The sequence below is a fragment of the Parachlamydia sp. AcF125 genome, assembly GCF_018342475.1.
Lineage (GTDB): Bacteria > Chlamydiota > Chlamydiia > Chlamydiales > Parachlamydiaceae > Parachlamydia.
In genome coordinates, this window is sequence record NZ_JAEMUD010000003.1 from 425678 (window position 1) to 452098 (window position 26421).

General features: G+C 38.9%; 28 protein-coding genes, 1 tRNA gene and 1 pseudogene. 9 read left to right on the plus strand and 21 right to left on the minus strand.

Annotated features, from left to right (window positions below; translation table 11 throughout):
• The first annotated feature begins 42 nt into the window (after window positions 1–42).
• The gene (locus tag PARA125_RS07980) at window positions 43–1140 is read left to right on the plus strand and encodes a sialidase family protein (protein WP_213158341.1); all 1098 of its coding nucleotides are present in this window, start codon (window positions 43–45) and stop codon (window positions 1138–1140) included.
• A gap of 428 nt (window positions 1141–1568) precedes the next feature.
• Here PARA125_RS07980 and PARA125_RS07985 read toward each other — a convergent pair whose 3' ends face one another.
• Complete coding sequence (locus PARA125_RS07985) at window positions 1569–2069, minus strand: hypothetical protein (protein ID WP_213158342.1); 501 nt, start codon at window positions 2067–2069, stop codon at window positions 1569–1571.
• 598 nt (window positions 2070–2667) lie between these two features.
• Between PARA125_RS07985 and PARA125_RS07990 the strand changes: the two genes are divergently transcribed.
• Together PARA125_RS07990 and PARA125_RS07995 are read left to right on the plus strand one after the other, a co-directional pair.
• Window positions 2668–3870, plus strand: coding sequence for a U-box domain-containing protein (locus PARA125_RS07990; RefSeq protein ID WP_213158343.1), 1203 nt, complete (start codon window positions 2668–2670; stop codon window positions 3868–3870).
• 982 nt (window positions 3871–4852) lie between these two features.
• On the plus strand, window positions 4853–6124 hold the full coding sequence (locus tag PARA125_RS07995; RefSeq protein ID WP_213158344.1) for a flavin monoamine oxidase family protein: 1272 nt from the start codon (window positions 4853–4855) through the stop codon (window positions 6122–6124).
• 79 nt (window positions 6125–6203) lie between these two features.
• Here PARA125_RS07995 and PARA125_RS08000 read toward each other — a convergent pair whose 3' ends face one another.
• Window positions 6204–6581 (minus strand): hypothetical protein, encoded by a 378-nt coding sequence (locus PARA125_RS08000; RefSeq protein WP_213158346.1) that lies wholly within the window; start codon window positions 6579–6581, stop codon window positions 6204–6206.
• A gap of 874 nt (window positions 6582–7455) precedes the next feature.
• On the opposite strand from PARA125_RS08000, the gene PARA125_RS08005 reads away from it, so the two are divergent.
• From PARA125_RS08005 to PARA125_RS08015, 3 genes are read left to right on the plus strand one after another with little or no spacing between them, the layout of a single operon-like run.
• Window positions 7456–8100 (plus strand): pyridoxamine 5'-phosphate oxidase family protein, encoded by a 645-nt coding sequence (locus tag PARA125_RS08005; RefSeq protein ID WP_213158348.1) that lies wholly within the window; start codon window positions 7456–7458, stop codon window positions 8098–8100.
• Entirely contained in the window at window positions 8097–9137 is a 1041-nt protein-coding gene (locus PARA125_RS08010) for an aminoglycoside phosphotransferase family protein (RefSeq protein ID WP_213158350.1), read from the plus strand. Before PARA125_RS08005 ends, PARA125_RS08010 begins: the two co-directional genes overlap by 4 nt.
• On the plus strand, window positions 9130–10023 hold the full coding sequence (locus PARA125_RS08015) for an aminoglycoside phosphotransferase family protein (RefSeq protein WP_213158351.1): 894 nt from the start codon (window positions 9130–9132) through the stop codon (window positions 10021–10023). The genes PARA125_RS08010 and PARA125_RS08015 overlap by 8 nt, the downstream gene beginning before the upstream one ends.
• A gap of 101 nt (window positions 10024–10124) precedes the next feature.
• Here the strand turns inward: PARA125_RS08015 and PARA125_RS08020 are convergent, their stop codons facing one another.
• Both PARA125_RS08020 and PARA125_RS10210 read right to left on the minus strand, forming a co-directional pair.
• Window positions 10125–10484, minus strand: a complete 360-nt coding sequence (locus PARA125_RS08020; protein WP_213158352.1) for a pentapeptide repeat-containing protein — start codon at window positions 10482–10484, stop codon at window positions 10125–10127.
• A 42-nt stretch (window positions 10485–10526) separates the two neighbouring features.
• A pseudogene (locus tag PARA125_RS10210) lies at window positions 10527–10667 on the minus strand (pentapeptide repeat-containing protein); the annotation flags it as partial.
• 219 nt (window positions 10668–10886) lie between these two features.
• On the opposite strand from PARA125_RS10210, the gene abc-f reads away from it, so the two are divergent.
• A complete protein-coding gene (abc-f, locus tag PARA125_RS08025; RefSeq protein ID WP_213158353.1) occupies window positions 10887–12485 on the plus strand; it encodes a ribosomal protection-like ABC-F family protein in 1599 nt (532 codons plus the stop codon).
• Between the two features lie 182 nt (window positions 12486–12667).
• On the opposite strand, the gene PARA125_RS08030 is transcribed toward abc-f, so the two are convergent.
• The 6 genes from PARA125_RS08030 to PARA125_RS08055 all read right to left on the minus strand — a co-directional run bounded on the left by PARA125_RS08030 (window position 12668) and on the right by PARA125_RS08055 (window position 15135).
• Window positions 12668–12847 carry a hypothetical protein gene (locus PARA125_RS08030; protein WP_213158354.1) on the minus strand — a complete coding sequence of 60 codons (180 nt, stop codon included), beginning with the start codon at window positions 12845–12847 and terminating at the stop codon, window positions 12668–12670.
• Between the two features lie 177 nt (window positions 12848–13024).
• A complete protein-coding gene (locus PARA125_RS08035) occupies window positions 13025–13264 on the minus strand; it encodes a GrpB family protein (RefSeq protein WP_213158355.1) in 240 nt (79 codons plus the stop codon).
• A 9-nt stretch (window positions 13265–13273) separates the two neighbouring features.
• Window positions 13274–13702 (minus strand): GNAT family N-acetyltransferase, encoded by a 429-nt coding sequence (locus PARA125_RS08040; RefSeq protein WP_349305710.1) that lies wholly within the window; start codon window positions 13700–13702, stop codon window positions 13274–13276.
• Window positions 13699–14349 (minus strand): class I SAM-dependent methyltransferase, encoded by a 651-nt coding sequence (locus tag PARA125_RS08045; protein ID WP_213158356.1) that lies wholly within the window; start codon window positions 14347–14349, stop codon window positions 13699–13701. Before PARA125_RS08045 ends, PARA125_RS08040 begins: the two co-directional genes overlap by 4 nt.
• Before the next feature lie 4 nt (window positions 14350–14353).
• The gene (locus PARA125_RS08050) at window positions 14354–14920 is read right to left on the minus strand and encodes a hypothetical protein (protein ID WP_213158357.1); all 567 of its coding nucleotides are present in this window, start codon (window positions 14918–14920) and stop codon (window positions 14354–14356) included.
• 20 nt (window positions 14921–14940) lie between these two features.
• Window positions 14941–15135 (minus strand): hypothetical protein, encoded by a 195-nt coding sequence (locus PARA125_RS08055; RefSeq protein ID WP_213158358.1) that lies wholly within the window; start codon window positions 15133–15135, stop codon window positions 14941–14943.
• A gap of 171 nt (window positions 15136–15306) precedes the next feature.
• Here PARA125_RS08055 and PARA125_RS08060 point away from each other — a divergent pair, with 171 nt between their 5' ends.
• Complete coding sequence (locus PARA125_RS08060) at window positions 15307–15531, plus strand: hypothetical protein (RefSeq protein WP_213158359.1); 225 nt, start codon at window positions 15307–15309, stop codon at window positions 15529–15531.
• 12 nt (window positions 15532–15543) lie between these two features.
• Here the strand turns inward: PARA125_RS08060 and PARA125_RS08065 are convergent, their stop codons facing one another.
• From PARA125_RS08065 to PARA125_RS09860, 8 genes are all read right to left on the minus strand, one after another.
• Window positions 15544–15738 carry a hypothetical protein gene (locus tag PARA125_RS08065; RefSeq protein WP_213158360.1) on the minus strand — a complete coding sequence of 65 codons (195 nt, stop codon included), beginning with the start codon at window positions 15736–15738 and terminating at the stop codon, window positions 15544–15546.
• A gap of 88 nt (window positions 15739–15826) precedes the next feature.
• The gene (locus PARA125_RS08070) at window positions 15827–16879 is read right to left on the minus strand and encodes an AlbA family DNA-binding domain-containing protein (RefSeq protein WP_213158361.1); all 1053 of its coding nucleotides are present in this window, start codon (window positions 16877–16879) and stop codon (window positions 15827–15829) included.
• A gap of 154 nt (window positions 16880–17033) precedes the next feature.
• Complete coding sequence (locus PARA125_RS08075; protein WP_213158362.1) at window positions 17034–17552, minus strand: metallophosphoesterase; 519 nt, start codon at window positions 17550–17552, stop codon at window positions 17034–17036.
• On the minus strand, window positions 17549–18427 hold the full coding sequence (locus tag PARA125_RS08080; RefSeq protein ID WP_213158363.1) for a nucleotidyl transferase AbiEii/AbiGii toxin family protein: 879 nt from the start codon (window positions 18425–18427) through the stop codon (window positions 17549–17551). The genes PARA125_RS08075 and PARA125_RS08080 overlap by 4 nt, the downstream gene beginning before the upstream one ends.
• Window positions 18424–19017 (minus strand): type IV toxin-antitoxin system AbiEi family antitoxin domain-containing protein, encoded by a 594-nt coding sequence (locus PARA125_RS08085; RefSeq protein WP_213158364.1) that lies wholly within the window; start codon window positions 19015–19017, stop codon window positions 18424–18426. The genes PARA125_RS08080 and PARA125_RS08085 overlap by 4 nt, the downstream gene beginning before the upstream one ends.
• Before the next feature lie 106 nt (window positions 19018–19123).
• Complete coding sequence (locus tag PARA125_RS08090; protein ID WP_213158365.1) at window positions 19124–21097, minus strand: alpha/beta hydrolase family protein; 1974 nt, start codon at window positions 21095–21097, stop codon at window positions 19124–19126.
• A gap of 90 nt (window positions 21098–21187) precedes the next feature.
• Window positions 21188–21472 (minus strand): site-specific integrase, encoded by a 285-nt coding sequence (locus tag PARA125_RS10215; protein WP_502920598.1) that lies wholly within the window; start codon window positions 21470–21472, stop codon window positions 21188–21190.
• Window positions 21361–21972, minus strand: a complete 612-nt coding sequence (locus tag PARA125_RS09860; RefSeq protein WP_249274273.1) for a tyrosine-type recombinase/integrase — start codon at window positions 21970–21972, stop codon at window positions 21361–21363. Before PARA125_RS09860 ends, PARA125_RS10215 begins: the two co-directional genes overlap by 112 nt.
• A 687-nt stretch (window positions 21973–22659) precedes the next feature.
• Between PARA125_RS09860 and PARA125_RS08100 the strand changes: the two genes are divergently transcribed.
• Window positions 22660–23520: an NUDIX domain-containing protein gene (locus PARA125_RS08100; RefSeq protein ID WP_213158367.1), complete on the plus strand. Its 861-nt coding sequence runs from the start codon at window positions 22660–22662 to the stop codon at window positions 23518–23520.
• Window positions 23521–23560: 40 nt separating this feature from the next.
• Here the strand turns inward: PARA125_RS08100 and PARA125_RS08105 are convergent, their stop codons facing one another.
• The 3 genes from PARA125_RS08105 to PARA125_RS08115 all read right to left on the minus strand — a co-directional run bounded on the left by PARA125_RS08105 (window position 23561) and on the right by PARA125_RS08115 (window position 25585).
• Window positions 23561–24598 (minus strand): Fic family protein, encoded by a 1038-nt coding sequence (locus PARA125_RS08105; protein ID WP_213158368.1) that lies wholly within the window; start codon window positions 24596–24598, stop codon window positions 23561–23563.
• A gap of 125 nt (window positions 24599–24723) precedes the next feature.
• Entirely contained in the window at window positions 24724–25317 is a 594-nt protein-coding gene (locus tag PARA125_RS08110) for a site-specific integrase (protein WP_249274274.1), read from the minus strand.
• A 194-nt stretch (window positions 25318–25511) separates the two neighbouring features.
• A tRNA-Ile gene (locus PARA125_RS08115) sits at window positions 25512–25585 on the minus strand.
• Between the last annotated feature and the right edge of the window lie 836 nt (window positions 25586–26421).

Below are 26421 nucleotides of genomic sequence, written 5' to 3' on the forward strand. Positions count from 1 at the left end.
ATTAAACCAATTACTTAAAAATACTCAATTCAAAGTTAATAAATGAATCCAATAGAACCTTACCAACCTTTTCAAAGAGAGCCTATTCAATTTCATTCATCATCTATAACTTCTTCGACTCAAAAAGAAGCAAAGGAAATCAAAATTGTTAGCAAAGAATTTATTTTCGATAATGCTCCTTTTCCAACCTGTCATGCTTCTACTATTATCGAAATAGAGCCAGGTATTTTTATGGCAGCTTGGTTTGGCGGAACACGAGAAAAAGCGCCAGACGTTGGCATTTGGACTTCAATTTATAGAAATGAAACTTGGAGTATTCCCAAAGAAACTGTAAAGCATGATGGAATGCCTTTTTGGAATCCTGTATTATTTAAAATGCCTTCCGGAGAAATCCTCTTATTTTATAAGCATGGCCCAAACCCAAGAGAATGGCTAGGATTTTTAGCTCGTTCTTTAGATAGTGGCGAAACATGGAATCAAGAAGAACATATTGTCCTTTCCAATGGAGAAAAAGGTCTCGGGCCTATTAAAAATAAACCGTTATTATTAGAAGATGGAACCTTGATTTGTGGAACTTCCGTTGAAGATCAACAACCCAATATCTGCTATACCGAATATTCAAAGGATGGTGGTAAAACGTGGGAACGCTCAGGCTCTATTGGACCGCTATATTTGAATGATAAAACTTATGGAATCATTCAACCGACTTTATTACAAACAAATAATGGTTTAATAATGTTAGGAAGGCCTCGTGATAATTTAGGCCATGTGTGGTATTCAAAATCTCTCGATCAAGGTTTGTCTTGGTCGCTAGTAGAAAAACTAGACTTCCCATCTCCTGATAGTGGCTTAGATGCTATTACCCTAAAAGATGGACGTCATTTACTTGTTTACAATCATACAAAGTCGGGAAGAAAACGCTTAGATGTTGCTATTTCAAATGACGGAAAAAATTGGACTCATATTTTAAATTTAGAAGAATATATCCCCTCTCCCTGTGATGTTATGCACGTGCAAGAAAAAAAGGAACCTATTGAGTTTTCATACCCCGCTGTTATTCAATCAAAAGATGGACGTGTTCACATCACTTATACATGGAATCGTAAACGCGTTTCGCACGTTATTTTAGAAGAAATATAAGCTCGAGATTTCAAAATAAAATTTAAAGAAAGAAAAAACTATATAGTTAATTGGGTCGAGAAGCTTACAAGAAAGGAGGTTAATGATCACTCTTGTCTTAATTCGTTGGAGGGCTAAACGAGCGCTATCGTTCTCGCCTTCTTGAATTAAGTGAGTTTTCATGGCCATATTCATATTTTTTGTAATGAACTCAGAAATCGCAGGCGCATATCCACTGAAGCTTGCAAGGGATATTAGCAGGGTAAACTTGCTATTTTTTTTATAGTCGTATCCCGTTTCCAGGTTCCAAATAGAAGATTTTACAGGAAAAGACCACTTTTCACAGTCCTAAAAGAGGACTGTGAAAGAAAGGACAAGAATTAGAATGCAATTCCATATTTAATATACATGAGAGGAAAATACATTAAATGGGTATGTTTTGAGTCCATCTACGGTGTTGGAATAGGCACATGCATTTCAATAAAATGGCTGTTGTCACCATTCTTTTCAAGTTCCTTACCAAAAACGAAGTCTGATGATAGTGTGCCACCGCCTTCTTTGCGATTAGTCAAAGTTCCACTTACTGTCAAACCAATGTCAAAATAAACAGAATTTTTTCGTAAAGGACTAAGATAATAATGACCGACCAAATGAGCACCCAGTTGATGGGCGTACCCAATAGTCGAAAAACTAAGGCCTGTGTCCCAACCAAATTGAGAATAGCGCTCTCTATAGCCGATACCAACATTAGGAATAAAGATAACGGGGCCCACACCCAGATAAGCATAGCGATATGCGTCACGTACATCACAATCAAAATCTGGAGCAGGAGCTGCGATATAAGGCTCGGGACAATAAACGTCATTCGCCATAAGTTGACAATAAGCGGAAAACGTAAAAGAAAAATTAGCTAAAAAAGCAAGAATCAGATATGTAATTTTATTTTTCATTTTTATCGCCTTATTTATTTGAATCTAATTTAGCGTGTAATTTTACAATCACAACGCTAAAAAACAACATAAATAAACAGACCTGAAATTATTTTTTACCTAACGAGATAATTTGAAAAATTTTATTTGTTTACAAGTCAACTAAGAATAAGCTGGTCTCTTAAGCTCCGCCATTCTTCAATAGATCCCCCAATCATGCTCACAGCAAGCATTCGGGAAGCACCTGCCCCATGGCTTGCAAATTTGTGCAAGGGACGCGGCCTGGCCAACAGCCGTGCCGGTCATTCCACTCTTCCTTATAGTTTTCTAATGCTTCAATGCCATTCGCCCACTTAGCCTCCTCAAACCAACAGCGGTTTAGGATAATGAAATATTTATGGTCGTTTTACCATGAATGAGGATTGTCTAGCAAATAATCCGGGTGGCGTCCTATCCTTGTTTCTCTGTGAAGAGAATAATCTTAAGAAAGATCAGAGAGTTTGATTGTTTGATTTTTGTTAAACTTAATTTATTTATCTGCATATAAGGCGCTTTTATTTTATAATCTAAGACATTTTTTTATTTTATAATTAGTTGAATTCCAACTAACGAGCTTTTTATGACTTTAAAAATTGATATATCATGCCCAATTTCCTTAGATACTTTTTCTGCTCCAGTCATTAGTCCTTGCGGACACACTTTTGATTTTCCCTATATTTGCCAGCATCTTGAGCACAAAGCTAAATGTCCACTAGATCGGAAACCTTTAACTGTAGAGCAATTGCGAAGCAATCCCATTATAAAAGATTTAACATCGGTTCTAAATAACATCGCCGCAATATTTATTTCAACGCATGAACAGGCTCCTACCTTTAAACACCGATGTGTCCTTTCGCGCGAGTTGCTTACCAATCCAGCAGTCTTGCCATGTCATGACGAACATCCAATGATATTCAATGAATCAAGCCTTATAAAGTTTAGCTGGTCTAGAATGAAATCTAAACTTGGCGTGGGAGCCGATATCCTTTTTAAGGAAAATGCTACGCTTGAAGAATTTGCTACTAATAAAGGTGTTATATCATGCCCTGCTTGCAATACAGAATACGAGCCAACTGAAATCATTAAAAATCAAGAATGGTTAACTGAATTAAAGCTAAAAGCAGCTGAAGAATATGTAGGATTTTTGCAAAGGTTGAAACTATTTAATGCAGCTTTGGCCAAACGTGTAGAAACAGAAAATCTAGATGACAGAAGTGTCGTAACAAGCATTCTTACATGTCCTATTTCTAAGAAAATATTTAAAGATCCTCTCGTGGCCAAGTGCGGACATACCTTTGATAAAAGTTCATTTGCCATGCCAGGAAAATGCCCTCATGACGAGGTTGCCTTAAGCTTAGAGGAAGCAATTCCCAATCTTCTTGTAAAAGATACTGTCGATAGATTAAATGCTAAAGTTTCTTCTATATTTTGCGATTTGCCACATTCCGAAGACATCAGCGGGACTTGGTTGTACTTGAAAAAAGGTTCATCCATAAAAAGGATTAAACAAATTATGCGACAGCTTGGATTCTACCAAGTAAAACCTCCATCCGCTCCTTTGTTTGCAACAGCAGGTGGTTATAACTTGAAAAAAGGTTCATCCATAAAAAGGATTAAACAAATTACGCGACAGCTTGGATTCTACCAAGTAAAACCTCCATCCGCTCCTTTGCTTGCAACAGCAGGTGGTTATAATTTGAATGTCTATGATTACTTAAACGATTGTTCATCTATTTTAGAAAAGGACCCAGTCATAAGACGTACAAATCGCTTAATGTATTAAAAGTAATCCATAAATAGTTTTAATAAAAGTTTTGGCTTTTAGCTTGGCGCTTAGAATTTAGCTTTGCTTTCCTTAGGTGTTCTTAGTCGTTATTGAAAGGCCTTCTTACCCGCTTTATCAAAGCCTATAGTATTACAGGCATGCTGCAAAGGAGTTTGCCCGGATCTAAATCAGACTTTTTCCCTGTCCCTTCAATTGTAAGGCAGCAACAAATATTAATTGCATGCTGCTGGATAAGCATCGCATCAAGCTCAAGCTTTTTCATGATTATAGCTTTTTTTTCGGGGGGGCCGTATATTGAAGAGCTTTTCACGCTTCCGATATTTCGACACACTTTGGCAAGGCATCCTCATTTTTCCTGTCACTCCGAGGGGATTTTTAGCTTTATAATTTTTCCTTGGTAGCAGGAGATAAAATGCCTTTCGAAAGCCATAACTTCCTTTCTCGTTCGCAACCAAAATGTCTTTCTAAACGTCTTATGGGCTTTACAAGCCGTATAAAGGCCCGATATTGCGATGCGACTTTCCGTTTTTGCTTGGGCTTTCTTCTATCCAAGATAGGATCTCTTTTTTCTTAAAGTTAAGAAAAGAATTTACAACGAAGTACAAAACGCCCCCATTGGATTGTGAACCCGAGTCAGATTTTTTGCATTTACGGGGAAAATAAGTTAGTTCCTGCCATTGATTTGGCAAAACGGTAGCCATGTTTGGAAACAATCAAAGCAAAAATGTACATAGAAAAATGGGGGAATTGAATCAGTTAAAAGCTTGGTCATGATTAGCAGCCTTTGACAGCTAGTGCCTTATTTTTGCTATCATTCGATAAAATGAGGGATAAAAGACGGAAAATTGCAAGCCAAAAAAACTGTTTTCTACAGGGAAAATTAAAAAACGGGGGCGGTTGGACGCATTCAGAACTTTGGACTTCTCTAAAATCATTAACTACTGTAACCTAAAAAAAATATTTCCTTAGGTTTAGACTTATGACCAATCTTTTATGTGAAGTTGCTGTTATTGGAGCGGGACTTGCTGGTTTGGCTTCAGCAGATTATCTTAAATCTCATGGCTACGATGTTAAGGTTATAGAAGCAGAAAGTCGAGTTGGAGGTAGGGTATTAACCTACCATTTACCTGACAATACACATTTTGAACTAGGACCCTTTTCTTTCGGTAATGGTGAACAACCCTTATGGGATTATGTTCACCGATTTGCGCTTCCAATTATAAAGCATACGCAAATAGAAAGAATTTTCTGGTTTAAAGATTGGACTGGAAAAATAAGTGAGAAAGGTCCTTTTCTTGAAGGGCAGGAACAAGAAATACCTTTATATCTTTTACTAAATGCCTTTCGTAAAAAATTAGAGGAAATATCTGAAGATATGCCTCTATATGATGCTTTAAGATTGGTTGGAGCTTCTGAAAATGCTATCGAATGGTTACAGGCTAATACACTGATTGGGTTGTTAGGTAATGGTTTTAAAACAAATTCAACACATGCCGTACTCACATTTTTAAAACAATATGATGATTCAACCTCTTTTTATGCTATAAAGGGAGGAAATGACCAACTACCTCAGGCATTTGCCAATCAATTGAAAGAAAATATTATTTTTAATCATCGTGTGCAAAAAATAGAACAATTAAAGGAAAAATGTATCTTAAAAGGTGAAACATTCACAATTGAAGCAAAAAGAGTGATTTTTGCTATTCCCCTCTCAGAAATGAAGAAAATTGAAATCAATCCCTCCCTTTCACTAGAAAAACAATCAGCTATCCAAAACATTGCCTATACTTTATGTGCTCGTATTTCAATTATCGCACCTTCAGCAATTTTTGGTGTTCCGCCTCGAGCAGGTGTTTTTTTATTTTCTGATAGTTTAGGTTGGTTTAGAGAACAAACATTATTCCAAATTGATCCTTATAAAAAAACTGTTCTGAATATAAGTGTAGTAGGGCATCAGGCTGAAAAGTTATCTTTATCTGAATCAGGATGGAAGAAATCTGTTGATGAAGCTCTTTCTAAGCTTTATCCCAATTGGGACCCAGAAAAAGCTGAATATCATACACATGTTTGGAAGGAAGGATACTCCTATTTTTCCGCAACTATGAGCGAACTACAAAATTCTTTGAAAAAAGTTGAGGGAAGAATTCATTTTGCAGGTGAACATACAAGTGATAAATTTTCATCTATGAATGGTGCTTTAGAATCAGGAATCCGCGTAGCAAAAGAAATACAAGGTTATGAAGAAATATAATGGTTAAATCTTTCCAAACAAAGACATAGAAAAGTTATTAATTTTGTATAATCTGGGTAAAATAGCATCAAGCACAGATTCAATCAAAACGAATTGGAGACCTAGAAACTGCATGGCATTTTTGAAGATAAGTTAATAGCTCATCTAGCTTTTCTTTTTTTATAGTTTGTCTTTCAATCCTAATCCCTTTGAAAGTAACATGTTTTTTTGTGCAGTCTCCAAAAAATAATTCTTTAAGACCACCCTCTCTTAAATGGCAACGTTGAATGAGGTCAGCAGGAGAACGGTCAGACACAGAAAAAGTGGAATTGGGAGCGGCTTTCATTAACATATCAATAAATTGATCTGTTATCTTCCCAGCTTGGATGTTGGATTTTAAGCAAAATTGTTCGATAGGTAGTCCCTTTTTCCATTCAATTTTAATCCACAATTCATTACCAGTTTTCTCTAATTCCATAGCATGAACATAAATCTCATCGTTGTCATAAACTTCAGTGTGCTGTTGAGGAGGCCTTCTTGGGATGCAATAGTTGCAATTCGAGGAATGCAAGAAGTAGGCTGAAGACGTGCGTAGGATTGAACGATTTTGAGTTCAATTAAAGAAACAATTTGCCCGACAACAGGAATTGCTTCTAGAACTGCGAGAACTAGGTGAGCGATTCGAGAATCCAGTTGACTTTGAATTCGAACCTGATAAAAGTGGCTTCGACACATGCCCCATAGAAGAGCATTTGTCAGTGTACAGTTTTTCGTGTGAGAAAGGCAAGTAAGACTTATGCAATAAAAACCTACTTTATAGCGAAAACACTATACCAATCATGGATATAGTTTTCCAACTAGGAATTATACTTTGCCTGGGAGTTTTTTTATTATAAATGGCTTCTCATGGCACGGATTAAAAAATTGATTATTGAAAAAGTAATAGTTTTTTTTCTGTTCATTTAACCATGTTTTAGGATTTTGGTTTTAGCCATAGTGGACTATCTTGGCTTCTATCGATGCTTGGGTTGTCTATTCTTGAGAAACGTTTTGTCCTAAACGTTGCTTCCCCAGCCAAGTTAGCATTCCTCATTCTTCTCCTTTTGACTTTTTTGCTGCAAAATGACGGAAAAATTGGCACCTCGTTCGCTTTGACATCGACGATTTAGAAACGTTAGGAAGGGCCTTAATTACAGAATGCAAGAAGAACTGGGTGCTAGGATTGTTACGGTTAACACAATGGATTGGGAAGCCCTTCCATTTTATAAAAAGCTTGGATATTCGGTCGAATTCACCAGAGAAGGTTATGACAAAAATTCCAAGATGTTTATGCTGAGGAAGGCTTTGTAGATATGTTTGTGCAAAAGGATTTCGACATCGATGAAGTGCCTCACAAACCATTAATGGCTCATTTATCGACAGTTGAAAAAGGGGAGCCTCGCGATTCCCGGGCCTGGTTTCTTTGGGAAGATTCCTGCCTCTGGATTTTCGGAACATCAGAAGACGGCTTTGTCAAAAGACTGCGTACCGAACCGAAATGCGCTGCCGGAATCGTGGAATACGACTTGGGAAAAGGTATTCTCAAACATGTAGGCATCCGGGGAATAGCTTCCCTGGCAAGCTGTGATAAAGATCGCCTAATGCGTTTTGTGGCTAAATACTTAGGAGAAGACAAACAAGATTGGAATCCTTGGCTCGTAGCAAACATTGTCGATCCGTTGGATGCCATGATAAAAATCGTCCCTCAATCAATTTTAGCTAAAAACGTCTCGTTTTTAAGACGGGACCGGATCTTGCTTCCTAGGAACTGCCTATGGGAAAAGAAGGAAATCGTAGTGGTAGGCAGGTCATGGAGTTTTTGGAAAGGATTGCAAACCGAGTCCAAAGGGCGTTACGCCAGTTCGTTCCGAATGCAATTTTTTTATTCTCCGCCCTTGGAACGGCTGGAATTTCTTCATCGCTTAACAGTCCTGAATGGTATATTTACAATAATATGATAGAAAAACAATTTCTCTCACCTCACTACATTATTGATTGCTTAAACACCAATTACGACATCGCAGTTAGTAAGCTTATATTTCTTCCTTTAGGGGCAGATATGAATGCGTCCGTATATAAAGCCGAGACGCGTGACGGGACATCTTATTTCGTAAAGCTAAAATGTGGTCATCACTATGATATTAGCGTCACAATATTAGCATTGCTACAGGCGTCAGGAATTCAACAGATCATTCCGCCTATCAAAGCAATAGATGGCGAGTTAACTCAGCACATCAACGATTTCACTCTTACTGTATGCCCGTTTGTCGATGGACAGAACGGATTTTGCTTAAATCTAACGGATGAGCAATGGATTGCTCTAGGCAAGGTATTGAGGCAAGTGCATGAATTTGATGTGCCGCCTTCAATCAAAGATCGGATCAGGAAAGAAGCCTATTCGGACAAATGGCGTGAAGCTGTTCGAGCGCTTGATGCTCATATTGAGGGGAACCCAACCGGTGATGAAACGGCTCTGAAGCTGTGGGCGTTTATGAAGGAACATAGGGCGGTAATTCACCGCCTGGTCAATCGGGCTGAGTCTTTAAGCCAAAAGATCCAGAAACGATCGCCTGAATTCGTGCTGTGCCATTCAGACATTCATGGCGGAAATGTATTGATAGATGGAAATAGCGCTATCTACATAGTGGATTGGGACGAACCTATTATGGCCCCCAAAGAGCGCGATCTCATGTTTATCGGTGGTGGTATCGCTAATGCCTGGAAAAATCTGCGTGAGGAAGAATTTTTTTACAAGGGTTACGGAAAGACAGAAATCAATAGGACAATATTAGCCTATTATCGGCATGAGCGAATCGTAGAAGATATTGCAGAGTACGGACAAGCGCTTCTTTTGACACCGGCCGGAGGAGAAGACAGGTTACAAATGTACAAACAGTTCATAGAGATGTTCGAACCGGATGGCGTGGTAGACATAGCATTCAAAACGGATGAGGGATTATCTCTATTTTCTGAGCGGATGGAAGAAAATGGATGATCTCGCTGATTTGTATCGTCGAAAGCTCAATCTTCCAAATGCTATTTTTACATACATTGATCATGAAGATGCTATGGTGGCTGCCGTATTTAAAATCTCGCAAACGGGAAGCCCTGATCTGATTTTAAAAATCTGCTCTCGAAACGGAGATTTTTTAAGAGAGTCTTATTTCTTAAGCCATTTTGCCGGCAAGATTCCTGTGCCGAAGATCATCCAACTTATAGAAACAGAAGTTGGACTGGATGCGGCTGTGTTGATGGAATGTGTGCAGGGCTATCTTCTTAAATCAAAAACACTCACTAAAGCTTTGGCATGGGAAATCGGTTCGCTTCTCGCCCGCATTCATCTCGAACATGCGGAAGGTTATGGAGACCTCACAGATCCATCCCATTTGAGCGATGATCCTCGAATTCCTTTTACGATCAAATTCGAAGAGGGGCTTGAAGAATGCAAAGGCCATCTGCCTGATAGTCTGCTTGAAACATGCAGACGCCACTTCGATAAAGATATCGATCTTCTTGCGTCCGCCGACGGCCCTTGCGTTATACACCGTGATTTCCGCTCGGGTAATCTTATCGCTTCTGATGGGAAAGTGCGAGGAATCATCGACTGGTCTTCCGGGAGGGGAGGGTTCGCCGAAGACGATTTTAGCCCATTGGAGTTCGGCGAATGGCCTGCAGACTGTAAAAGTTTCTTCTTAGAAGGATATGCCTCCATCAGAAAGGTTCCTGATTACAAGCCGATGATGCCTCTTTTGCGCTTAAGCAGAGCGGTTGCAGCAGTCGGCTTCACTGTCAAAAGAGGAACTTGGGAATCCAGAAACTTAAAGCTTTATCAATTCAATCTCCGCTATCTTGAATCTCTTGCTGCTAGAGGAAGAGCATGATGTTTACACAAAAGGATTTCGAAATCGAAGAAGTGCTTCGCAAGCCGTTGACGGCTCATTTATCGATGGTGAAAAGGAAGCTGTGTTCCTCCTCATGCCTTTTAAACAAGCGAGATATCGAAAGCGCGCAGCAAACCGGCTGCTTCAGGAAATGAAAATTTTGCTGTCGTAATTTTATTCGTCCGTGGATCGATATCATATTGCGTGCTGCTGGAAAAATCTGCATGGCAAAGGCCGCAATTGTGAAAGACCGTTCCTAACAAGTCGACGCCGCTGAAATCAGCTCCTTTCAATGTTGTGTTTGTAAAATGGCTGTCCTTTAATTTACTTCCGTTGTAAGAACTTTTTTTCATGTTCAGATCGGAGAAATTGCAATATTGAAGCAGACAGTTCTTGAAGTTCGCTGAGAAAAATTTTTTATCACACTTGAAAAATTCAGCTCCGGCAATCTTGCAATCCAAGAAGCGAACCTCGTGCAAACGGCAGCCATCCAGTTTGACGAGACTGAAATTGCAATTCGAGAACGTACATGAGCAGAATTTTGCACTTCTTAAGACAGCTTTAGAGAAGTCGCAGCTGTTGAAGGCGCATCCAGTAAAAGAGCATTTATCCAGATTTTTCTTGGAAAAGTTTTCCGACTTGATGGTCTATCCTTCTATATTTTTTTCAATTTCGGGCATTTATCGCTCCAAAAATAGGCATTGCCTCCCTCTTCCAATAGGAGCGAATGCCATAAAAAACTTGAGATAGGCAGGAATTTGTGGTAAAATAAAAGCAATAATAGCCTGTTAAAGGAGCCTCGTCCAGTGAAAATTTAAGTTTGAATCCATCCGTTCATTAAAAACAAACCAAGGATCAAACTTATGTCTCGGCTCTTTATACAATTTTCCCATCTTTTTAAATCTTTCGGCTCTTTTTCTCTTTTCGAGGATATAGCTCTTTCAATCAACGAAGGCGACGTTTTTGCTCTGATCGGAGAAAACGGGGCTGGGAAAACAACGCTTCTTCAGCTTTTGGCTGGAACAGCGCAAGCTGATTCGGGAGATTTCAGCAGAGCGTCCGATCTTTCGATTGGATTCCTTAAACAGGAAATCATTCTGGCCGATTCTTCAGTTGCTGTAAGGGAATTCATAGAAGGAAGTTCTCTTTCTAATCTCGAAAAAGAAATGGCTGCTTGTCTCGAAGACTCAAGCCGTTTAACGGAATGGGCGGAGCTGCATGAAAAATATGAGTGCTTAGGCGGATACCGCCGGATCCCGATTGAACAAGTGCTGCGCGGATTGAAGCTCGAGAGCAGCCTACTGGATCTCTCCATGTCGAGTTTAAGCAGTGGGCAGCGCGTGCGTGCAGCTCTAGCCCAAGCATTGATTGAAAATCCTAAACTTCTTCTCTTGGACGAACCTACCAACCATCTCGATCAGGAGATGATTCAATGGCTGGAAGCAGCTTTGAAACAAAGAGAGGGAGCATGCGTGATCGTCTCCCATGACCGCAAGTTTCTGAATGCTGCCTGCAACCGCCTGATCGAAATTAAAAACGGAAAGCTTGCCAGCTATAGAGGAAGCTACGATTTCTACTTGGAAGAGCAGGACAGGATTCTGAAAAGACAGCTGAAAGCTTACGAAGCTCAAGAAGAGGAAAGGGCAAGCCTGAAGCAAAAAATCAAGGCGGTTACCTTTTCCAAAGGAAAGCCAGCTCCTCCGAAAGACCGCAACATCATGGGGGCCTACGACAAAAGAGGCGAGAAGCATCAGAAGTCGCTGCAGCATAAGCTCGATGCAATGAAAGGGCGCCTCGAGGAAATCGAGTCCAATCTTCTTCCCCACCCAAGGCCCAAAAGCATCAAAGGCCTCAAATTTGGCGAATCGCCTTTGGCATCCCCCGTTGCTATCGAATTGGAACATGCGGGCAAGGCATATGGGAATAAAATCTTGTTTTCCAACCTCTGCAAGAACATCTGCAAAGGAGACAGAATTCTTGTCACAGGTCCGAATGGATGTGGGAAAACGACTCTTTTGAAAGCGATTGCTGGAATCATCCCACTGGATGAAGGAGGCATCCGCTCAGCGCCTACTGCAAAAATCGCTTTCCTAGACCAGGAAGTCGAGCTGCTGCCTATGGATCAAACACCCCTTCAATATTTTGAAAGCCGGTTTATCCTCTCTGAAGAAGACTTAAGGCGCGAACTTCATAAAGCAGCCTTGGGTGGAGCGGATTTGCTGAGGCGTCCATTTTCCACACTGAGCACAGGGCAAAGAAAGCGGATGATGCTGCTAGCCCTCGTTCTGGAAAAGCCCAGCATTCTCTTATTGGATGAGCCGACGAACCATCTTGATTTCATGACCTTGGAAGCCTTTGAAAAGTCCCTTCTCGAGTTCGAAGGCGCCATTGTAGCAATATCGCACGATGCCACCTTTATTGAAAAAATTGCTACCCAGGAATGGAAACTTGGAATTGGATAGATTTGTCGATTTTTTATTTTAAAAAATTCACTATAGGGCTTCTATCGGCTCGTCCTGAAAAGCAGCCTCCCATGTAATGAAAGTTCGGCCCAAGAAAACGAACCAGTCCCGTGTTGTTTAGCGGAAGCAGCATATCCCGCTCCGGTGTACGGTCGATCTGTTCCCCTAACCTTTTTAATCGTTCACTGAAAGTCTGGGTCTTCACCTTGCATAATCAGTCTGCAGGTATCCCTAGACAATTGCTGGGAAAAGAGGATATATGTTTCGACCATTTTTTCTTTTTCTGAAGTTGCTAATTTAGGAGAACATCGAATTTCTTCAATGATCGAATGATGTTTAGTGGGTGTTAACTCGATTAACATACATACTTCTAGATTGATTAACCAACCATAATAAGCCTAGATCGACTAACTTGAGCATATACATTTCATATTCTTCAATCTTCTCTTTTGGCAGATCCAGGCTTTGCAACCAGGCTTCAATTTCAGCACCAATGGGTATTTTGGAGAGTTCTTGTTGAAAAGTTTCAATGGCTTGTACTAATTGATCTTTGGCCCTAGGCTTTCTATTTTATGGGAAGCACTCTCGATATCATTTTTGGCAACAGGCAAACCTATGTCAATGATGCCTTTACCACCAAGGCCTGGAATGGCTGTACTACCGATATGCTCAATATCAAGGCATTCGTTGTTGAGAACATTCAGAATTCTTAATTTTTCCTTTAAAAATATTCCTGGAAAAAGATCGCTATTGGGTTTGTAAACATATTTTTGTTTCATATTATTGAATCACAATTCTTTTTTTAAAAAATACATTTTTGAGTTCTTTTGATAACCCTCACGCACAAATTCAATTGTATATCCAAGCTTTTGGTAGAAGGGTAAAGCTTCCCAATCCATAGTATTCACAGTTGCAAAGCTACAATCTTCCTGTTTGCCTAAAGTTTCAGCTTGTTGCATTAATTTGGTGCCCCAGCCTTTGTTTCGTAACTTACTACTTACCCAAAGCATATCTACATAAAGGCAACCGTAATAGGCGATGCCATTAACTCCTCCCAAAATTTCCTTTTGGCTATTTTCTATACTGAAACAAAAAGTGCGAATGGGATTTAGCCCTTTTACTCTTCCAGCCTCTTCGTTAATGCCATTAAATAAGATATCTTCACATTCGAGAGCGGATGTGTCGTTTCTTGGTACTAATGCAAAATCTTCCTTCACAAATTTTTCTCCAACGATTTAGAAGCATAGACTTCAATTAAGTTATCGATGTTATTAGATGGTTTAGTTCGTTGGAAATCAATACATAGCTGTTCATCATATGTTTTTATATGTTTGATATAAAACCCTACGCTTTTTAGAAAGTCACAGATTGAATCTTCGCTATGAAAGTACCTGTTATAGGTGTCTCCATTTTTTGAGGTGTAGGTGGTCATCCCATTTTTAGGATTATAATAACCCTCCTGAGCTTCCAAACAAGCTGCTGAGCGAACTATAACAAAAATCCTTCCAGTCGATTTTAAAATTCTATGGAGTTCTTGTAGAGCATTTTGGAGATCAGGCTTGGGGAGGTAGTGAAGAACTAATCGGGCATAGACAAAATCAAAAGATTCATCGGCGTAAGGAAGAGGTTTTGCGATGTCTTCAATTTTTACTTTTATCCTATCAGATAATGAAGCTTGCTCAATCTGATGCTGTGCAAAATTTGCACCTTCAAGCTCAATATTTGTTGCTAAAATATGTCGATTTGGAAGGGCTCTTGCCATTCGAATTTCCGCTATTCCTCCTGTAGACATACCGACACTATAAATATTTTCTTCCTGATTAGAAATGAGTGATAACCCATGATTTTCGCTATTAGAATTCATCGATTTAACCTACATGAATACGTTGTTTTAGCCAGGAGCCTTCTTTCAAGTAAAATTGGTACCGATGGCTCTTTGTGTATTCGCTTTCCAGATGTAACGCTTCCCAAAAAGAGGGAACTGCACAAGCTATCCTAAATGTATTAGGAGTTTCTTCTGGAATGATTAAATCATCAAACTCGCAGTAGGCTTCTTCTATTTTGTGTTTGAGATCATAAATTTTCTTTACATCAGAACGTACCATATTCCAGTATCGTTTAGCTGTCTCATATGCAGATTCTGAGGTATCAAGAACTAGCTGAACTGAAACAATAATTTGTAAAAGTTTGCTTTCATTCACGATATTGATAAATATTTGCGGTTGATTTACAAATTCTTTCCATTTGTTTGACCCTGTGTGAGTAAGGAGAATAGGACAGCCATCTTGATTAAATTCATAGATACGCATTGTGCGAATACGTGGACAGTGATTTTGTATAGTAGCAACTGAGCCAAATAATGGCTTTTCTGGATAAGCGAAGAGATCTTTAAATAGTTCGACAAGCTCTATTGGCAAATAAAGTGTGTATTTCATTGAAACCTTCAAAAAGAATTTTAATCCTTATTAGATTTTGATTTTTCATTTAAAGCTTCTTGAAATTCAAAAAGAGTGTATAAATATTGCCCATTATTATCCCCTAAAGCAAAAGCAAGCACGAAATCGTCAGTATTGGTAAAGAGAGCATCCGGCCATCTCTGAATATTATCAGGCAGCCGAATACGAGCTAGGGTTAGATATGGACGATACAAGTTATCACTATCATCAAGTATAGTAAAGCTTGACTTGAAATGCAGTTTAAATCGTGCCAAATGAACTGAATTGTCAGGAATTAAACAGGATTAAGTGTGAAATGTGCAAAAGGAGTGGAATCCTGACAAAAGTTCTGAGATAATGCCATGTGAATTATGTGTATGGCGAGTATGCCAAAACAAACCCTGTTGATTCCAAGCGAGTTAAAAAAGTGGGGCAACTTGGACTTGAACCAAGGACCAGCGGGTTATGAGGGAGGGGGACTTCGCTTATATCCAGTACCATCCAACCTAAATCAGCTCGATGATAGCCTATTCTTGAATGAAAAGTCCACCGGTTTTTGTTGGTTAGTGTCGGTGCAATATACAAAACAGTGCACTTTTTTGCACCGCTGAAATGAAGGTGTGTTAACTTAGATTGGCGATTTTTTCAATTTCCGCTTTGAGTTCCTCGTCGGATACTTGAGCATCTGTAAATTCAACTATTTTTTTAGCAATTTTAAAGACAGCTTCGACAAGATCGGTAGAGACTTCTTCGCGGCTTACTTCCACTTCAAATGAAATCTTAGGGGCGGAAATCTCCGTTGCTCTAAAAAAAGGCACTGGATGGTCTAGCGGGAGATAGACTTTTCTACATGGAATTCGTTCATAAGTGTTTGAGATAAGTATTTGAATTTTGAATTCGCTCGTCTTAGGGCATAAATCCGAAGCATTGCCCTAAGAATCCCACCGCACGATAAACAGTTAAAAATGCTTGTAGAATTAAAAATGGCTTACCAGATCTATTTGTGTCATAAGCAGAGGTTAGCTCTTCCCGATAGGTTACTAGCCCTGAGACCATCATACCAAAAACTGAATCCAAATCCCCATCAGCATAACGTTTGCTAGAGGCAAGGATAATGCTTCCGCCGCTGAGATCATATGATCCCTTTCTGATCTCAAAATCGGGGCAAGGAAAGGACCAACCTCCATGGAAGAAACAAGATCTACTTAATTTACTCTGAAGGGTTTTAGCATCGAAAAGATTTTTTTCATAATTAGAGGGATGAATCACGATCTGAAGAATGGGATCTGACAAGGGCGGAAGTGTTGTAAGTTCTTTGTCAAGTAGGTCCTTTTCTCTTTGCCAATTTTGCAGAGATTCGCGTTTTGCTAAAGGGTCAACTGTTTTTTCCTGAGCATACCGGCCAATCAAAGCACTGATAGCTGATGTAAGTTTTCCCCCACTCTTTAGAACAGCCCTATCGATTAAATCAGGCATGTCCTGTTCGGTCGAAATCTCGCAAGTTTGAGCGCTTCCTGTTTTACTCCTAATATATATAGCACCTGAGCGCAGAATCAGCCCTTTCTCGCCGTTAATTGAGAGATTTTTTGAACAGATTATAGGTATTTCTGAAAATTCCTTTACGTGAATGATGATGGCTTTTGTACCTTCTGGGGACATCCCTGAATATACGCTAAATGTTGGTTCAGGCTTGCCATGTGATTTTACTTTGTCATGCACTTTGGTACCATCGAAAGACTTGATTATTTCGTCACTGCAACCTACAGCTTCCTTTGTTCCGTCCTTCTTTCCAATAATAATGAAACCGCCTCCTTCTCGATTTGACATGCCCAGTATATCTTTTATGAGACCATAGACTTGTTTTTGGGAAGTTGAATCCAAAGAAAAGGGTTCTTTGAAATCTACTCTATCTTCAGGTTGATCCCAAAGTTCTGCAAGTAACGCATCGTAATCAGTCATAGCTAAGCTCTTGTCAAGAATTGTCATACACACCAAATTTGAAGAAATCATCCGGGATTATATCATTTCTTTGTTTCTTGATTGATAAGTAATGCGCATTTATCGAGTAGGCTCGACGAGCAACATAATTGAATAGATCAACGCCTCTCTGATTTCACTTTGTGTTAGATTCTTTGGACGCTTTATCCAAAAGGCTAACAATAGCCTTTTCGGGAACCGGCTTGTAGTTCCAGACTTCTACACAAAGGTTCAGTTGGTTGGAGATGATTTTACTTGGTCTTTTATTGTGAACGTGACCATGCAATTGAAAGTGGTTTGGAGGGCTTTCTGTTGGGATATAGATTAATTCAACAACATGCCTGCCAATTTTCAGGAAGGCCGATTCCAAAACAATGGCAAATCCTACGCGATGCATCCAATTTGAGTTTCGATCATGGTTGCCTCTAAGGCAGACTTTTTGACCGTTCAGTTGTGTACAAATTGAATGAAGGTGATCGGCATCGCCTAAGCCAAAATCCCCGAGAAAATAGACCTGATCATTCATGCTAACGCAATTATTCCAATTTGCAATTAGGCTATGATCCATCTCTTCAACTGTAGCAAAGGGACGATTTGCATATCGGATGAGGTTTGTGTGGGAGAAGTGAGTATCAGCAATAAACCATTTTTTCATGGCTCACCTGATTCGCAAAGACTCGTATTAATTTTCAACCAAGTGTTGATCAATGCTATGACGTCTTTGATTCTGTAAGGAATCTTGTCTTTTTTCGAAGAAAACGTCTTTTCATGGTAATTTTGCCAGGCAGATTGCAGTACTTCTGCTGCTTCAGCATCAAGTTGAATGGGCAATGATTCAATCTGTGTCTGCCGATGTAGAAATACTGCTTTAACTACTTTTTCGGTATAGCCTCTATCCAAACAACCCTCTAAAGAAATTAGAGAAATAAGATCGTGAAAATCTTTCATTCGCGAGTTACCAATGCCTCGATGCACAACGGTTTCGAGTTTCTCCGCAAAAATAAATTCCTTTGGGTAGGATCGTACCTGGATTTGACTTTCAAATAGAGGGCCTTTTGATGTAGCTGTTAGGTTCAGTGAATGGCTAATAGGCTCAACAATATCACCAAAACCTAGATCGATTTGAATATAGGATTGCGGACTACCTAATTTTGCTAATAGCAACACCTCTATTCCTGTGTAGTCCATGTGGGGATGTGGTAAATTGCCGATTTTGACTTTTTCAAATTCAAACCCATCTGAAAGGCTGATGCGGCAAATATCATCAAAAGCTTTTCCAAGAAACTCCTCGCTATTTTTAAGCCGTTCAACAAGAAAATCTAAGTCTTTGGTTTCTCTCCCTATGGGAATGTACCTTGCTAGAAGAGTTCCTCCTTTTAGAATGAAATTCGTCTTGTACTTGGATTGACAGAGACGTGCCAAAAAGCGTTCTAAAATCAGATTGTGCCAAACTTCTTCAAATGTTAGATCTCGTTCTTTTGCAACGACTTTAAGCCTCTCTTTCAAGGATTGCTTTAGAGATTTGTTCATGTTGTCAGGGCCATTACATAAGGGTAAATATTCATACGCAGCTTTTTAGCATATTTTAAAAGTTTTTCGAGATTCGGTTTGGGCTCTCTTTGCTTTAGATATGCCTGCAATGCTTTCAGGGCAATTTCATGACTAAGATGTCGAAAAGCATCTACAACCGTCCTCTCCCTATCAAATATTTTCAGACGATCTTCTCCCACTGTGATTTCCGTTTGTCCCAATTCGATATTTCTCATGCGAATGATACGCGTCTTGGGTCTTTTTGGACTCTTTAATGCATGGGGTACAGCAATCCAAAACTCTCGCATGATTTGATCGGTTAAACCGTAATAGCAAAGAGCGGAGATGAGACAGATCACCCCATTTGGTATGCTCATGGCTACTAGGGCAAGATCTTCCCATCGGAAATCAATATCTACTTCAGCAGCTCCTCCTTTATAAATACCCCGGCTGATTCGCTCAATAAGTCCTCTTTTACAAAAATGCGCGAGCATACGAGGAGGAATTCCAGCCTCGCGAGCTTCATTTGCCGTAAAAACCGCCCTTTCGGCAAGCCTTTCAATTATCTGATCATATTTTGACTTTCTCATACCCTACGCGTAACACAAGCACCCAAATATGTCAATTGGGTTCTTTTATTACATAATAGAGAAGCCTATTATCCGCATTGATTTTAATAAGCAAGGGTCTTTGTTATTAGCGTATTAACTCAGAAAAATCGTCCTCTAGGCTAATCGGTACAGAATTGCCTTTTAGATGGGCTGATAAGAAGCTTTCAATTGCTGCAAATAGTTTTCGTTGATTTTTAGGTTTCGCAATAACATGACCTTCATCTAAAAATACTACGTGAGTAACAGGCAAGTGATGCTCTCGCATAATTTGAACCATTTTTTCACCTTTACATTCATCAAGATCATTAACTCCATCAATAACCATCAAAGGTTTGGTAATCTTATTAATATGACAAAGTGGTGAACGGGATTTTAAAAATTCTTCTTCTTTGCCAAAATATCTATGCCACCAAGAGCTTCCTACTCCCGACATTTTACCTACCATTTCAACTAGATCAGTTGGGCCCGCAAGGTCAATTCCGCAGCAAAATTCATCAGGCGTAAATATCAATCCTGCTAAAGTATTATATCCACCAAAACTATGACCCATAATCGCTACTCTTGTAGGATCAATATATCCTTTCTCTATTAGCCAGTTTTTTCCATCAATTAGATCTTGAGATATCTTGCCTCCCATCTCTAAAAAGCCAGCGTGCATATATTTCTTGCCGTAGCCACTCGAACCTCTGTAGTTTACTTGAAGAACTGCATATCCTCTATTAGCAAGTGCTTGGACCATAGGGTTAAATTCCCAATAATCTCGAGCCCAAGGTCCTCCATGAACAAGAATAATTGCGGGTAAATTTTTTGCTTCAATAGATTGAGGTAATGTCAAATAGCCAAAAATCTTCATTCCATCTTGAGCGCTGAAATTTATTGAAGTAGTGTCATTCAATAAGTAATGGCCAATGCTTTCATTCTCACTAAATAGAGGCTCAACAGCTTGTGTTTTCACATCGTATACAAAATAGTGAGGTGGACACTTATCTGATTCGTGAAGTACAAGCCATACATGGCTTGATAAATCTGTTGCTAAAATTCTAATTATACCTGGATAAAGGTTTTGTAAAACTTTCAAAGCCGTAGAGGAGTTTGGATCGATAGCAATTTGTTCGAATTTTTCTCTTATAATAGCTGCAAATTGAATAGTGGAATTTTCTTCTGAAAAGATATTTGCTGAACAAAAGTCATATTGAGGATCTTCAGCAAGAATTTCATAATTTCCTGTATGCAAATTTACTTTTAGCAAACGGACTGTGTCATTCTGTAAATCAGAAAGTAAGTATAGTTCTGAATTATCCTTAGAAAATCCTATAAAGGGGCTTGTAATTCCATCTTTATTTCCATCTCTTCCCTTGCTAATAAGATGTCGCCAATTTTTATTATCTTTAACGGTTATGTGCACTTGGTTATCTTCGGTTGTAGATAAGATGCAGGAGAGGTTAAGCTCATTATCTATACCCCAAAAAGCTACGTTACCAGGATTCTCCGAGTAAAGGGTCATTTCACCTGTTTCTAAATTGATTTTATGAAGACCCGGGCATTTATAATTCTTTTTTTGATCTTCATTAAGATTCATGGGAAACAATTGAACAATTATATTATTCGGATGCTGGAGATGGTAAGCAATAATTTTTGTAAAAATATTGTTTAAAGGGGTGAGGTCTTTAATTTGTCCTGTTTCAATTTGGATTTGATACAAATGGACATTAGCATTCATATTCTCATCATTGGCAATCAAAATATATTTGTTATCGAATTGCCAACGCATTTCTCTAATTCCATCTGAATTTTTATAAGGAATAATTTTTTTTACATTCTTAGTGCTGAATAACTCTTTAATCCACAAATAAGAATTTCCAAATTCATCTGGGGCTACATACGCTACAAATTGACCATTCGGAGATAGGCTTACACAACGCTTGGTTTTTTGTTGAAATAAGACTGAACGGGGTATAAGGCTTGAAACACGTTTTTCATTGTTGGTAACTTGATTGCTAAAGGCTATACACGGAATAAGGATTAAACATGAATAAATTAATTTATTTATAATTTTCATATGGTCCTCTTGATGCTTTTGTTTAGAAAATGAATATACTCATGAAACAAGTTAATTACCAGTACGTTATGTAAAATTGCACTACTTCATTTATATCCATTGTTTAGCTTCCTTATTGGAAGCCCCATCTTTAGCTGCTAGAGTAGCAAAGGTATGACGCAGATCATGAAAACGGACTTGGCTAATACCAGCTTTTTTCAAAGCGACATTCCAAGACTTTTTAGGATCTAACCGTCCAAATGCTGTACGGCTTGCAAAAACTCTTAATTTATGTGGATCACGTGTTTGATACAGTTTTCTGAGTTCTTCGATAACCGGATCTTCAAGAGGAATGCTTCTTGGTTTTCCATTTTTTGTCTCTTTGAGGTATGCCAGCTTATTTTCAAAATCAACATGTTGCCATTCAAGATTGAGTGTCTTGCACCAGTGGTAATAGCTATAAGGACAATGCAGTAAAGATAAGGAGAACGACTTTGTTGACAAGCATCCAGCAATCGATCTGTTTCATCATCACTTAAAATTCGGTCTCTTCCCGGATTTTCCTTGAGCTTCATTAAATGCATGCAAGGACTCTCATGAATCCATCGAAGTTGCTTAACCGCATAGGTAAAACAAGCTGAAAGACTTGCTAGATAACGATTCACAGTGCTTGAAGTGCGTTTTTTGCCTTGATGGGTTGAAGTTTCAAGTAAAACTTGTCTTTCCTTTCCTAGGAATTCGGAGGTGAGATGAACGAGTGCATATTTGCCAAATCGTTCACGCCAATAGTTTAGATGACGCAGAGTATCATCTGCTGAACGATGATGCTCGAGCGCTCCATCATTCACATATCGATCAACTAAATCGTTAAAGGTATATTGTTTTTTGTTGGCCAAATTTGAATTGACCTTGCTTGATGCGATTCTTGGTTTCCTTTTCCCAATCTTCTGCTTCTTGCTTACGCTCGAAAGTTTCACAGATTGGAGGGTAACCTTTAATACGAATGACGGCTCGCCATGTGTAGCCATTCTTGAGCTTTCTTTTGAAAATAGAAGTAAACCACCTACCAAAAATCAATTGTTTATTGATTCAGGTCGGGTGGTTCTCCCTCTTATGCAGGGACCGACTGGTAAAATTGTTTTTCAGTGCACCATTTTTGCACCGTTTCAATTATAAGCGCGATGTGTAGCCTATCTCATAGCGGTGGTTTTTTCACTTATTCCCTAGTAAATCAAGGGTTTAAAAAAGTGGGGCAACCTGGACTTGAACCAGGGACCAGCGGGTTATGAGTCCGCAGAGTTCCCTCACTTCACAGCAGTTATTCACTGCTCACAGCAAAAGGATAGCATGAACATAGTCTAAAGTTCAATTGTCAAGTGATGTGATTTGTTAATGAAAATAAGGTGGTACTGTGCCATCAGTGTGCCAGCAAATTCCTGATTTCAAAACCTAATAATTATTGCGTTGGCGGTTTTTCTTAGGTAAAATGCTTCTTCTGATTACTCGTATTGAATTTCTCAAGGACATTCTTTTTGATTAAATTTCTTACTCTCACGATTATGTTTACAGGGAATTAGCTAAATATGAAGCAAATCATCAGGCATGGGGCTTATGGAATTGTAATTCAAGGCTCTAAAATTCTTCTGACTCAGAAAAAATCAGGACCATATAAAGGGTTGTGGGGTTTGCCTGGAGGAGCTATTGAATTTGGAGAAACGCCAGAAGAGACTTTAAAACGTGAACTGATGGAAGAATCTTGTATAGAGGTCTCTAAACTAGAACTTTTAACTGTCGCAACTTCTACTGGTAATTATCACGATAACGATATTCCATACAGTTTTCATCAAGTGGGTCTTTTATATAAAATATTAGATTGGAAGGAACGATTTGAAGTTTTACCAGAAGAGGAAAATTATTGGTTTGAATTAGCTAACATTCCTCAAAAAGAATTAACTCCTTTTGCTCTTCAAGCAATTTCTATTCTGCCACAAAATCAAGTATGGCGGCCTCCTAATAAAATTCGAGGTAAAGTCATTGGTCTTGCTAAGCATGATAATAAATTACTTGTTTTTGAAGTACTTGATGACCAAGGAAACTTAAAAGGATGGTGCCCGATTGGAGGTGGCATTGAATTTGGCGAAAAAGCAGAAGATGCTTTAATTCGAGAAATTAATGAAGAACTTAAGTGTAATGTCACAATCACAGGAAAACCTATAGTTTACGAAAATATTTTTGAACATCATGGCAGTATAGGTCATGAAATTATTTTTGCATTTCCTATTAAACTCAGTGAAGAAAACATTTATAGTAATACTCGATTTCAAATTCGTGAAGAAAGAGGAAGTACTCACTGGGTGGAATGGATTCCAATTGAAGAGTTTGAAAAAAGTGAAGCCATTTTGTTTCCTTCGATATTAATAAACAAACTTAAAGAGTTGTCATAAGTTGTGTCACAAGTTTGTCATAAGTTGCGACAGGAATTTGTCACAAGTTTATCATATAGCGGCGGTCATTGGTTGAGCCTTCTACCTTTAAAAGCCCTATTTCAAGCAAATGTTTTAATTCTCGTTGTAGGGTTCTTTTACTTGTTTCAGGAAAAAGAAGTTGAAACTCTTTAATAGAAAATCCTTTTTCATCTAGAGCTTGTTCAAGAGCTCCTTTTTCTCTTTTAGAAAGTTGATGTTGAATGCTCAGAATGTCTAGTTTCATCACTTGTTGGCCACGATTTTGAACTTCCTGTAGCTGAGTCGCTAATCCATTCACAAAATACTCTAACCAAGAAGTCATATCCATATCGTTTTCTCGGACGGATTGAATCGCTTTGTAGTAATTTGAACGGTCTCTATCATAATATTCGCTAATCGTAAAAAGGCGTTTAAAATCATAACCTGTTTTGTAAAGATAGAGTGTTGAAAGCAAGCGTGCTGACCGTCCGTTGCCATCTAGAAATGGGTGAATGTGTACAAGCTGAAACTGAGCTATTCCAGCAATAAGGACAGGGTTAATTTCTTGCTCAGTTTTTAGCCATTCTACTAGCTCTGTCATCATAAGAGGAACTTCAAAAGCTGAAGGCGGGGTATAAATAATTTCCTTCGTTTTAGAATTGGCAACGTAGTTTTGTATCTTTCTGTATTCCCCTGGAGTTGCAGAATTTCCTCTAACACCTTCAACAAGTCTTTTGTGAATTTCTCGAATGAGTCCTTCTCGTATAGGCTCTCCACTACCTAAATAATCTGCAACTAAATCAAAGGCTCTCTTATAGTTCAAAAGCTCTCTAACATCTTCAGGGTCAGCATTCTCTATTTCATGTCCAGTTAAAAGTTGTTCAGATTGGTCCAGGGTTAGGTGAGTACCCTCAATATGTGTTGTATAGTGAGCTTCTAAAATTAGAGTTTTAGCCTGCATTTTAGCAATCCATTCATCTGACAGCCGTGCAGCTTCTAAAAAACCCCTTGTGCGCTCTATTTTTACAAGTGCAGCGGTAATACTATTTGTGATATTGAATTTTGGTAGAAATGGCATGGCTCTCATCTTGTGACATTTTTAATAAAATTATGTCATAAGATGATGCGGTTGTCAAGGATTATAAATGAAAATTCAAATATTAGGCGTCTTTGAACCCAATTGCATTCCAAAAAGCTGATAGTTCAGGCTAAGCGATAATGAATGAGAGTCATTCCTTCTTTTTGTTCTATAAGTAGAATGGAGATTTTTCCTATTTCTGAGCTATTACGTACTTGTGTTCCTCCATCTGCAACACTACCGTCGATTATCCAACCACACTCTTTAATGCCGTATGTGAAGACTGTTGAGAGAGTAGCCAAATAACGATTGACAGTTGAGTTTGAACGTTTAGTTTTCTTTGAAGTCACGCCCTCAGATAGCTCTTGCCTACATTGAGCAATTAAATCAGGAGAAATTCTTGTAAGTCCATATTTGCCAATTTTATCGCGCCACCAGTCAAGATGACGCTTCATGTTTCTTGCATCTTTGGGCTTTGTAGGAAGAATGATAGCGATATATCTATCGATTAGATTAGCAAGCGTCTGCTTGCCTTGTATCTGGTCAGTAGGGCCGTATCCTTGTCTTCTACGAGCTTTTTCTTGCTTTTGCCAATCTTTAGCTTCTTGAAGTGTAGGAAAAGTTTTGGATTTTGGAGGAAAGCCATCACTTTCTCTAATCTGAACTCTGTAGCTTATAATATTTGTCTTACTGATTCTTTTTTGAATGCCTTGTGCCATGCTCATGCTCCATTTGGCTGGTTAGCGTGAGCAGTGACATAATCACTGTAATGATAGTTGCTGTGATTTGCTGAGGTGTATAGGGTCGAACTGTGCCACCTGTGTGCCACGACCCATTTTAGTGGCTTGGGTTTTAATGATTGAATGTCATCATTATAAACCTTAAGCACTGTTACTCAACAAGTTATAAAAATTGGGGCAACTTGGACTTGAACCAAGGACCAGCGGGTTATGAGTCCGCTGCTCTAACCAACTGAGCTATTGCCCCTTTGAAGAAAGACATACTTTAGCAAGTTGGCCTGGAAAAAGCAAGGCTTTTTATGATCGAGTAAAATGAAAAGACTATTTTCATGCGGAAAGCAGCCCTGTAATAGGTAAGCTGATGAGCAAAATTAGCGTAAATAATATGATTGCAGCCTCAATTGGTTCAAATGGCACCGGTGTATTTTAGATTTAAGCAACGCAAAGCTGTGACATCCCCTTGAACAGCAATAGCGGGAACGCTGATACCTGCTTGCATCAGCTTATGCGCATATGCTTTCCCCTCTACTAAAAGAGAGTTTTAATCTGCTGTAATTAGACGATTAGAAATTGTCTCCCCTTTGTGCGCAAATCACCGACTTGAATTTGTTTCATGATCGGGCTGGAGGTCCCCCATTATCTGAAACGGTCAAAGGCAAAAAAGAGAGATGATTGCCGACTACGTTAGCTAAAGACAAGCCATTAAGCTTAAGGGAAGGCGAAACGAATAAACAAAGGAGAGTAAAGCACCCAAATCTACGAAACCCTCTCATTGATTGAAGCCTATAAATTTGCGATAATTTTTTGCCCTTTAAAAAATCGCAAAATCACATAGAAACAAGCATGAAGGATGATTCGCAACCAACTTTCTAGAGGCGTTCATAGGCTAATAGAGCAAAAGGAAACATCCTTGCAGTTCAGGAGAATTCCCTTTAAAGAAGCCAAAGTTTAAAGGGTAATAAAATAAAAAAACCCTAGCAACAAGGTTACTAGGGTTAAAGGGTTCCATTTAAAATGGAGTAAAAAAGACTTGGCGGCGACCTACTCTTCCACACTCTTGCGTGCAGTACCATCGGCGATAAA

What these genes read in the sequence shown, in the direction of transcription:
- PARA125_RS07980 (WP_213158341.1), top strand. Translation starts at nt 43, where the DNA reads ATGAATCCAATAGAACCTTACCAACCTTTTCAAAGAGAGCCTATTCAA.
- PARA125_RS07985 (WP_213158342.1), bottom strand. Translation starts at nt 2,069, where the DNA reads ATGAAAAATAAAATTACATATCTGATTCTTGCTTTTTTAGCTAATTTT.
- PARA125_RS07990 (WP_213158343.1), top strand. Translation starts at nt 2,668, where the DNA reads ATGACTTTAAAAATTGATATATCATGCCCAATTTCCTTAGATACTTTT.
- PARA125_RS07995 (WP_213158344.1), top strand. Translation starts at nt 4,853, where the DNA reads ATGACCAATCTTTTATGTGAAGTTGCTGTTATTGGAGCGGGACTTGCT.
- PARA125_RS08000 (WP_213158346.1), bottom strand. Translation starts at nt 6,581, where the DNA reads ATGGAATTAGAGAAAACTGGTAATGAATTGTGGATTAAAATTGAATGG.
- PARA125_RS08005 (WP_213158348.1), top strand. Translation starts at nt 7,456, where the DNA reads ATGTTTGTGCAAAAGGATTTCGACATCGATGAAGTGCCTCACAAACCA.
- PARA125_RS08010 (WP_213158350.1), top strand. Translation starts at nt 8,097, where the DNA reads ATGATAGAAAAACAATTTCTCTCACCTCACTACATTATTGATTGCTTA.
- PARA125_RS08015 (WP_213158351.1), top strand. Translation starts at nt 9,130, where the DNA reads ATGGATGATCTCGCTGATTTGTATCGTCGAAAGCTCAATCTTCCAAAT.
- abc-f (WP_213158353.1), top strand. Translation starts at nt 10,887, where the DNA reads ATGTCTCGGCTCTTTATACAATTTTCCCATCTTTTTAAATCTTTCGGC.
- PARA125_RS08030 (WP_213158354.1), bottom strand. Translation starts at nt 12,847, where the DNA reads ATGTTAATCGAGTTAACACCCACTAAACATCATTCGATCATTGAAGAA.
- PARA125_RS08035 (WP_213158355.1), bottom strand. Translation starts at nt 13,264, where the DNA reads ATGAAACAAAAATATGTTTACAAACCCAATAGCGATCTTTTTCCAGGA.
- PARA125_RS08045 (WP_213158356.1), bottom strand. Translation starts at nt 14,349, where the DNA reads ATGAATTCTAATAGCGAAAATCATGGGTTATCACTCATTTCTAATCAG.
- PARA125_RS08050 (WP_213158357.1), bottom strand. Translation starts at nt 14,920, where the DNA reads ATGAAATACACACTTTATTTGCCAATAGAGCTTGTCGAACTATTTAAA.
- PARA125_RS08060 (WP_213158359.1), top strand. Translation starts at nt 15,307, where the DNA reads ATGCCAAAACAAACCCTGTTGATTCCAAGCGAGTTAAAAAAGTGGGGC.
- PARA125_RS08070 (WP_213158361.1), bottom strand. Translation starts at nt 16,879, where the DNA reads ATGACTGATTACGATGCGTTACTTGCAGAACTTTGGGATCAACCTGAA.
- PARA125_RS08075 (WP_213158362.1), bottom strand. Translation starts at nt 17,552, where the DNA reads ATGAAAAAATGGTTTATTGCTGATACTCACTTCTCCCACACAAACCTC.
- PARA125_RS08080 (WP_213158363.1), bottom strand. Translation starts at nt 18,427, where the DNA reads ATGAACAAATCTCTAAAGCAATCCTTGAAAGAGAGGCTTAAAGTCGTT.
- PARA125_RS08085 (WP_213158364.1), bottom strand. Translation starts at nt 19,017, where the DNA reads ATGAGAAAGTCAAAATATGATCAGATAATTGAAAGGCTTGCCGAAAGG.
- PARA125_RS08090 (WP_213158365.1), bottom strand. Translation starts at nt 21,097, where the DNA reads ATGAAAATTATAAATAAATTAATTTATTCATGTTTAATCCTTATTCCG.
- PARA125_RS08100 (WP_213158367.1), top strand. Translation starts at nt 22,660, where the DNA reads ATGAAGCAAATCATCAGGCATGGGGCTTATGGAATTGTAATTCAAGGC.
- PARA125_RS08105 (WP_213158368.1), bottom strand. Translation starts at nt 24,598, where the DNA reads ATGCCATTTCTACCAAAATTCAATATCACAAATAGTATTACCGCTGCA.
- PARA125_RS08110 (WP_249274274.1), bottom strand. Translation starts at nt 25,317, where the DNA reads ATGGCACAAGGCATTCAAAAAAGAATCAGTAAGACAAATATTATAAGC.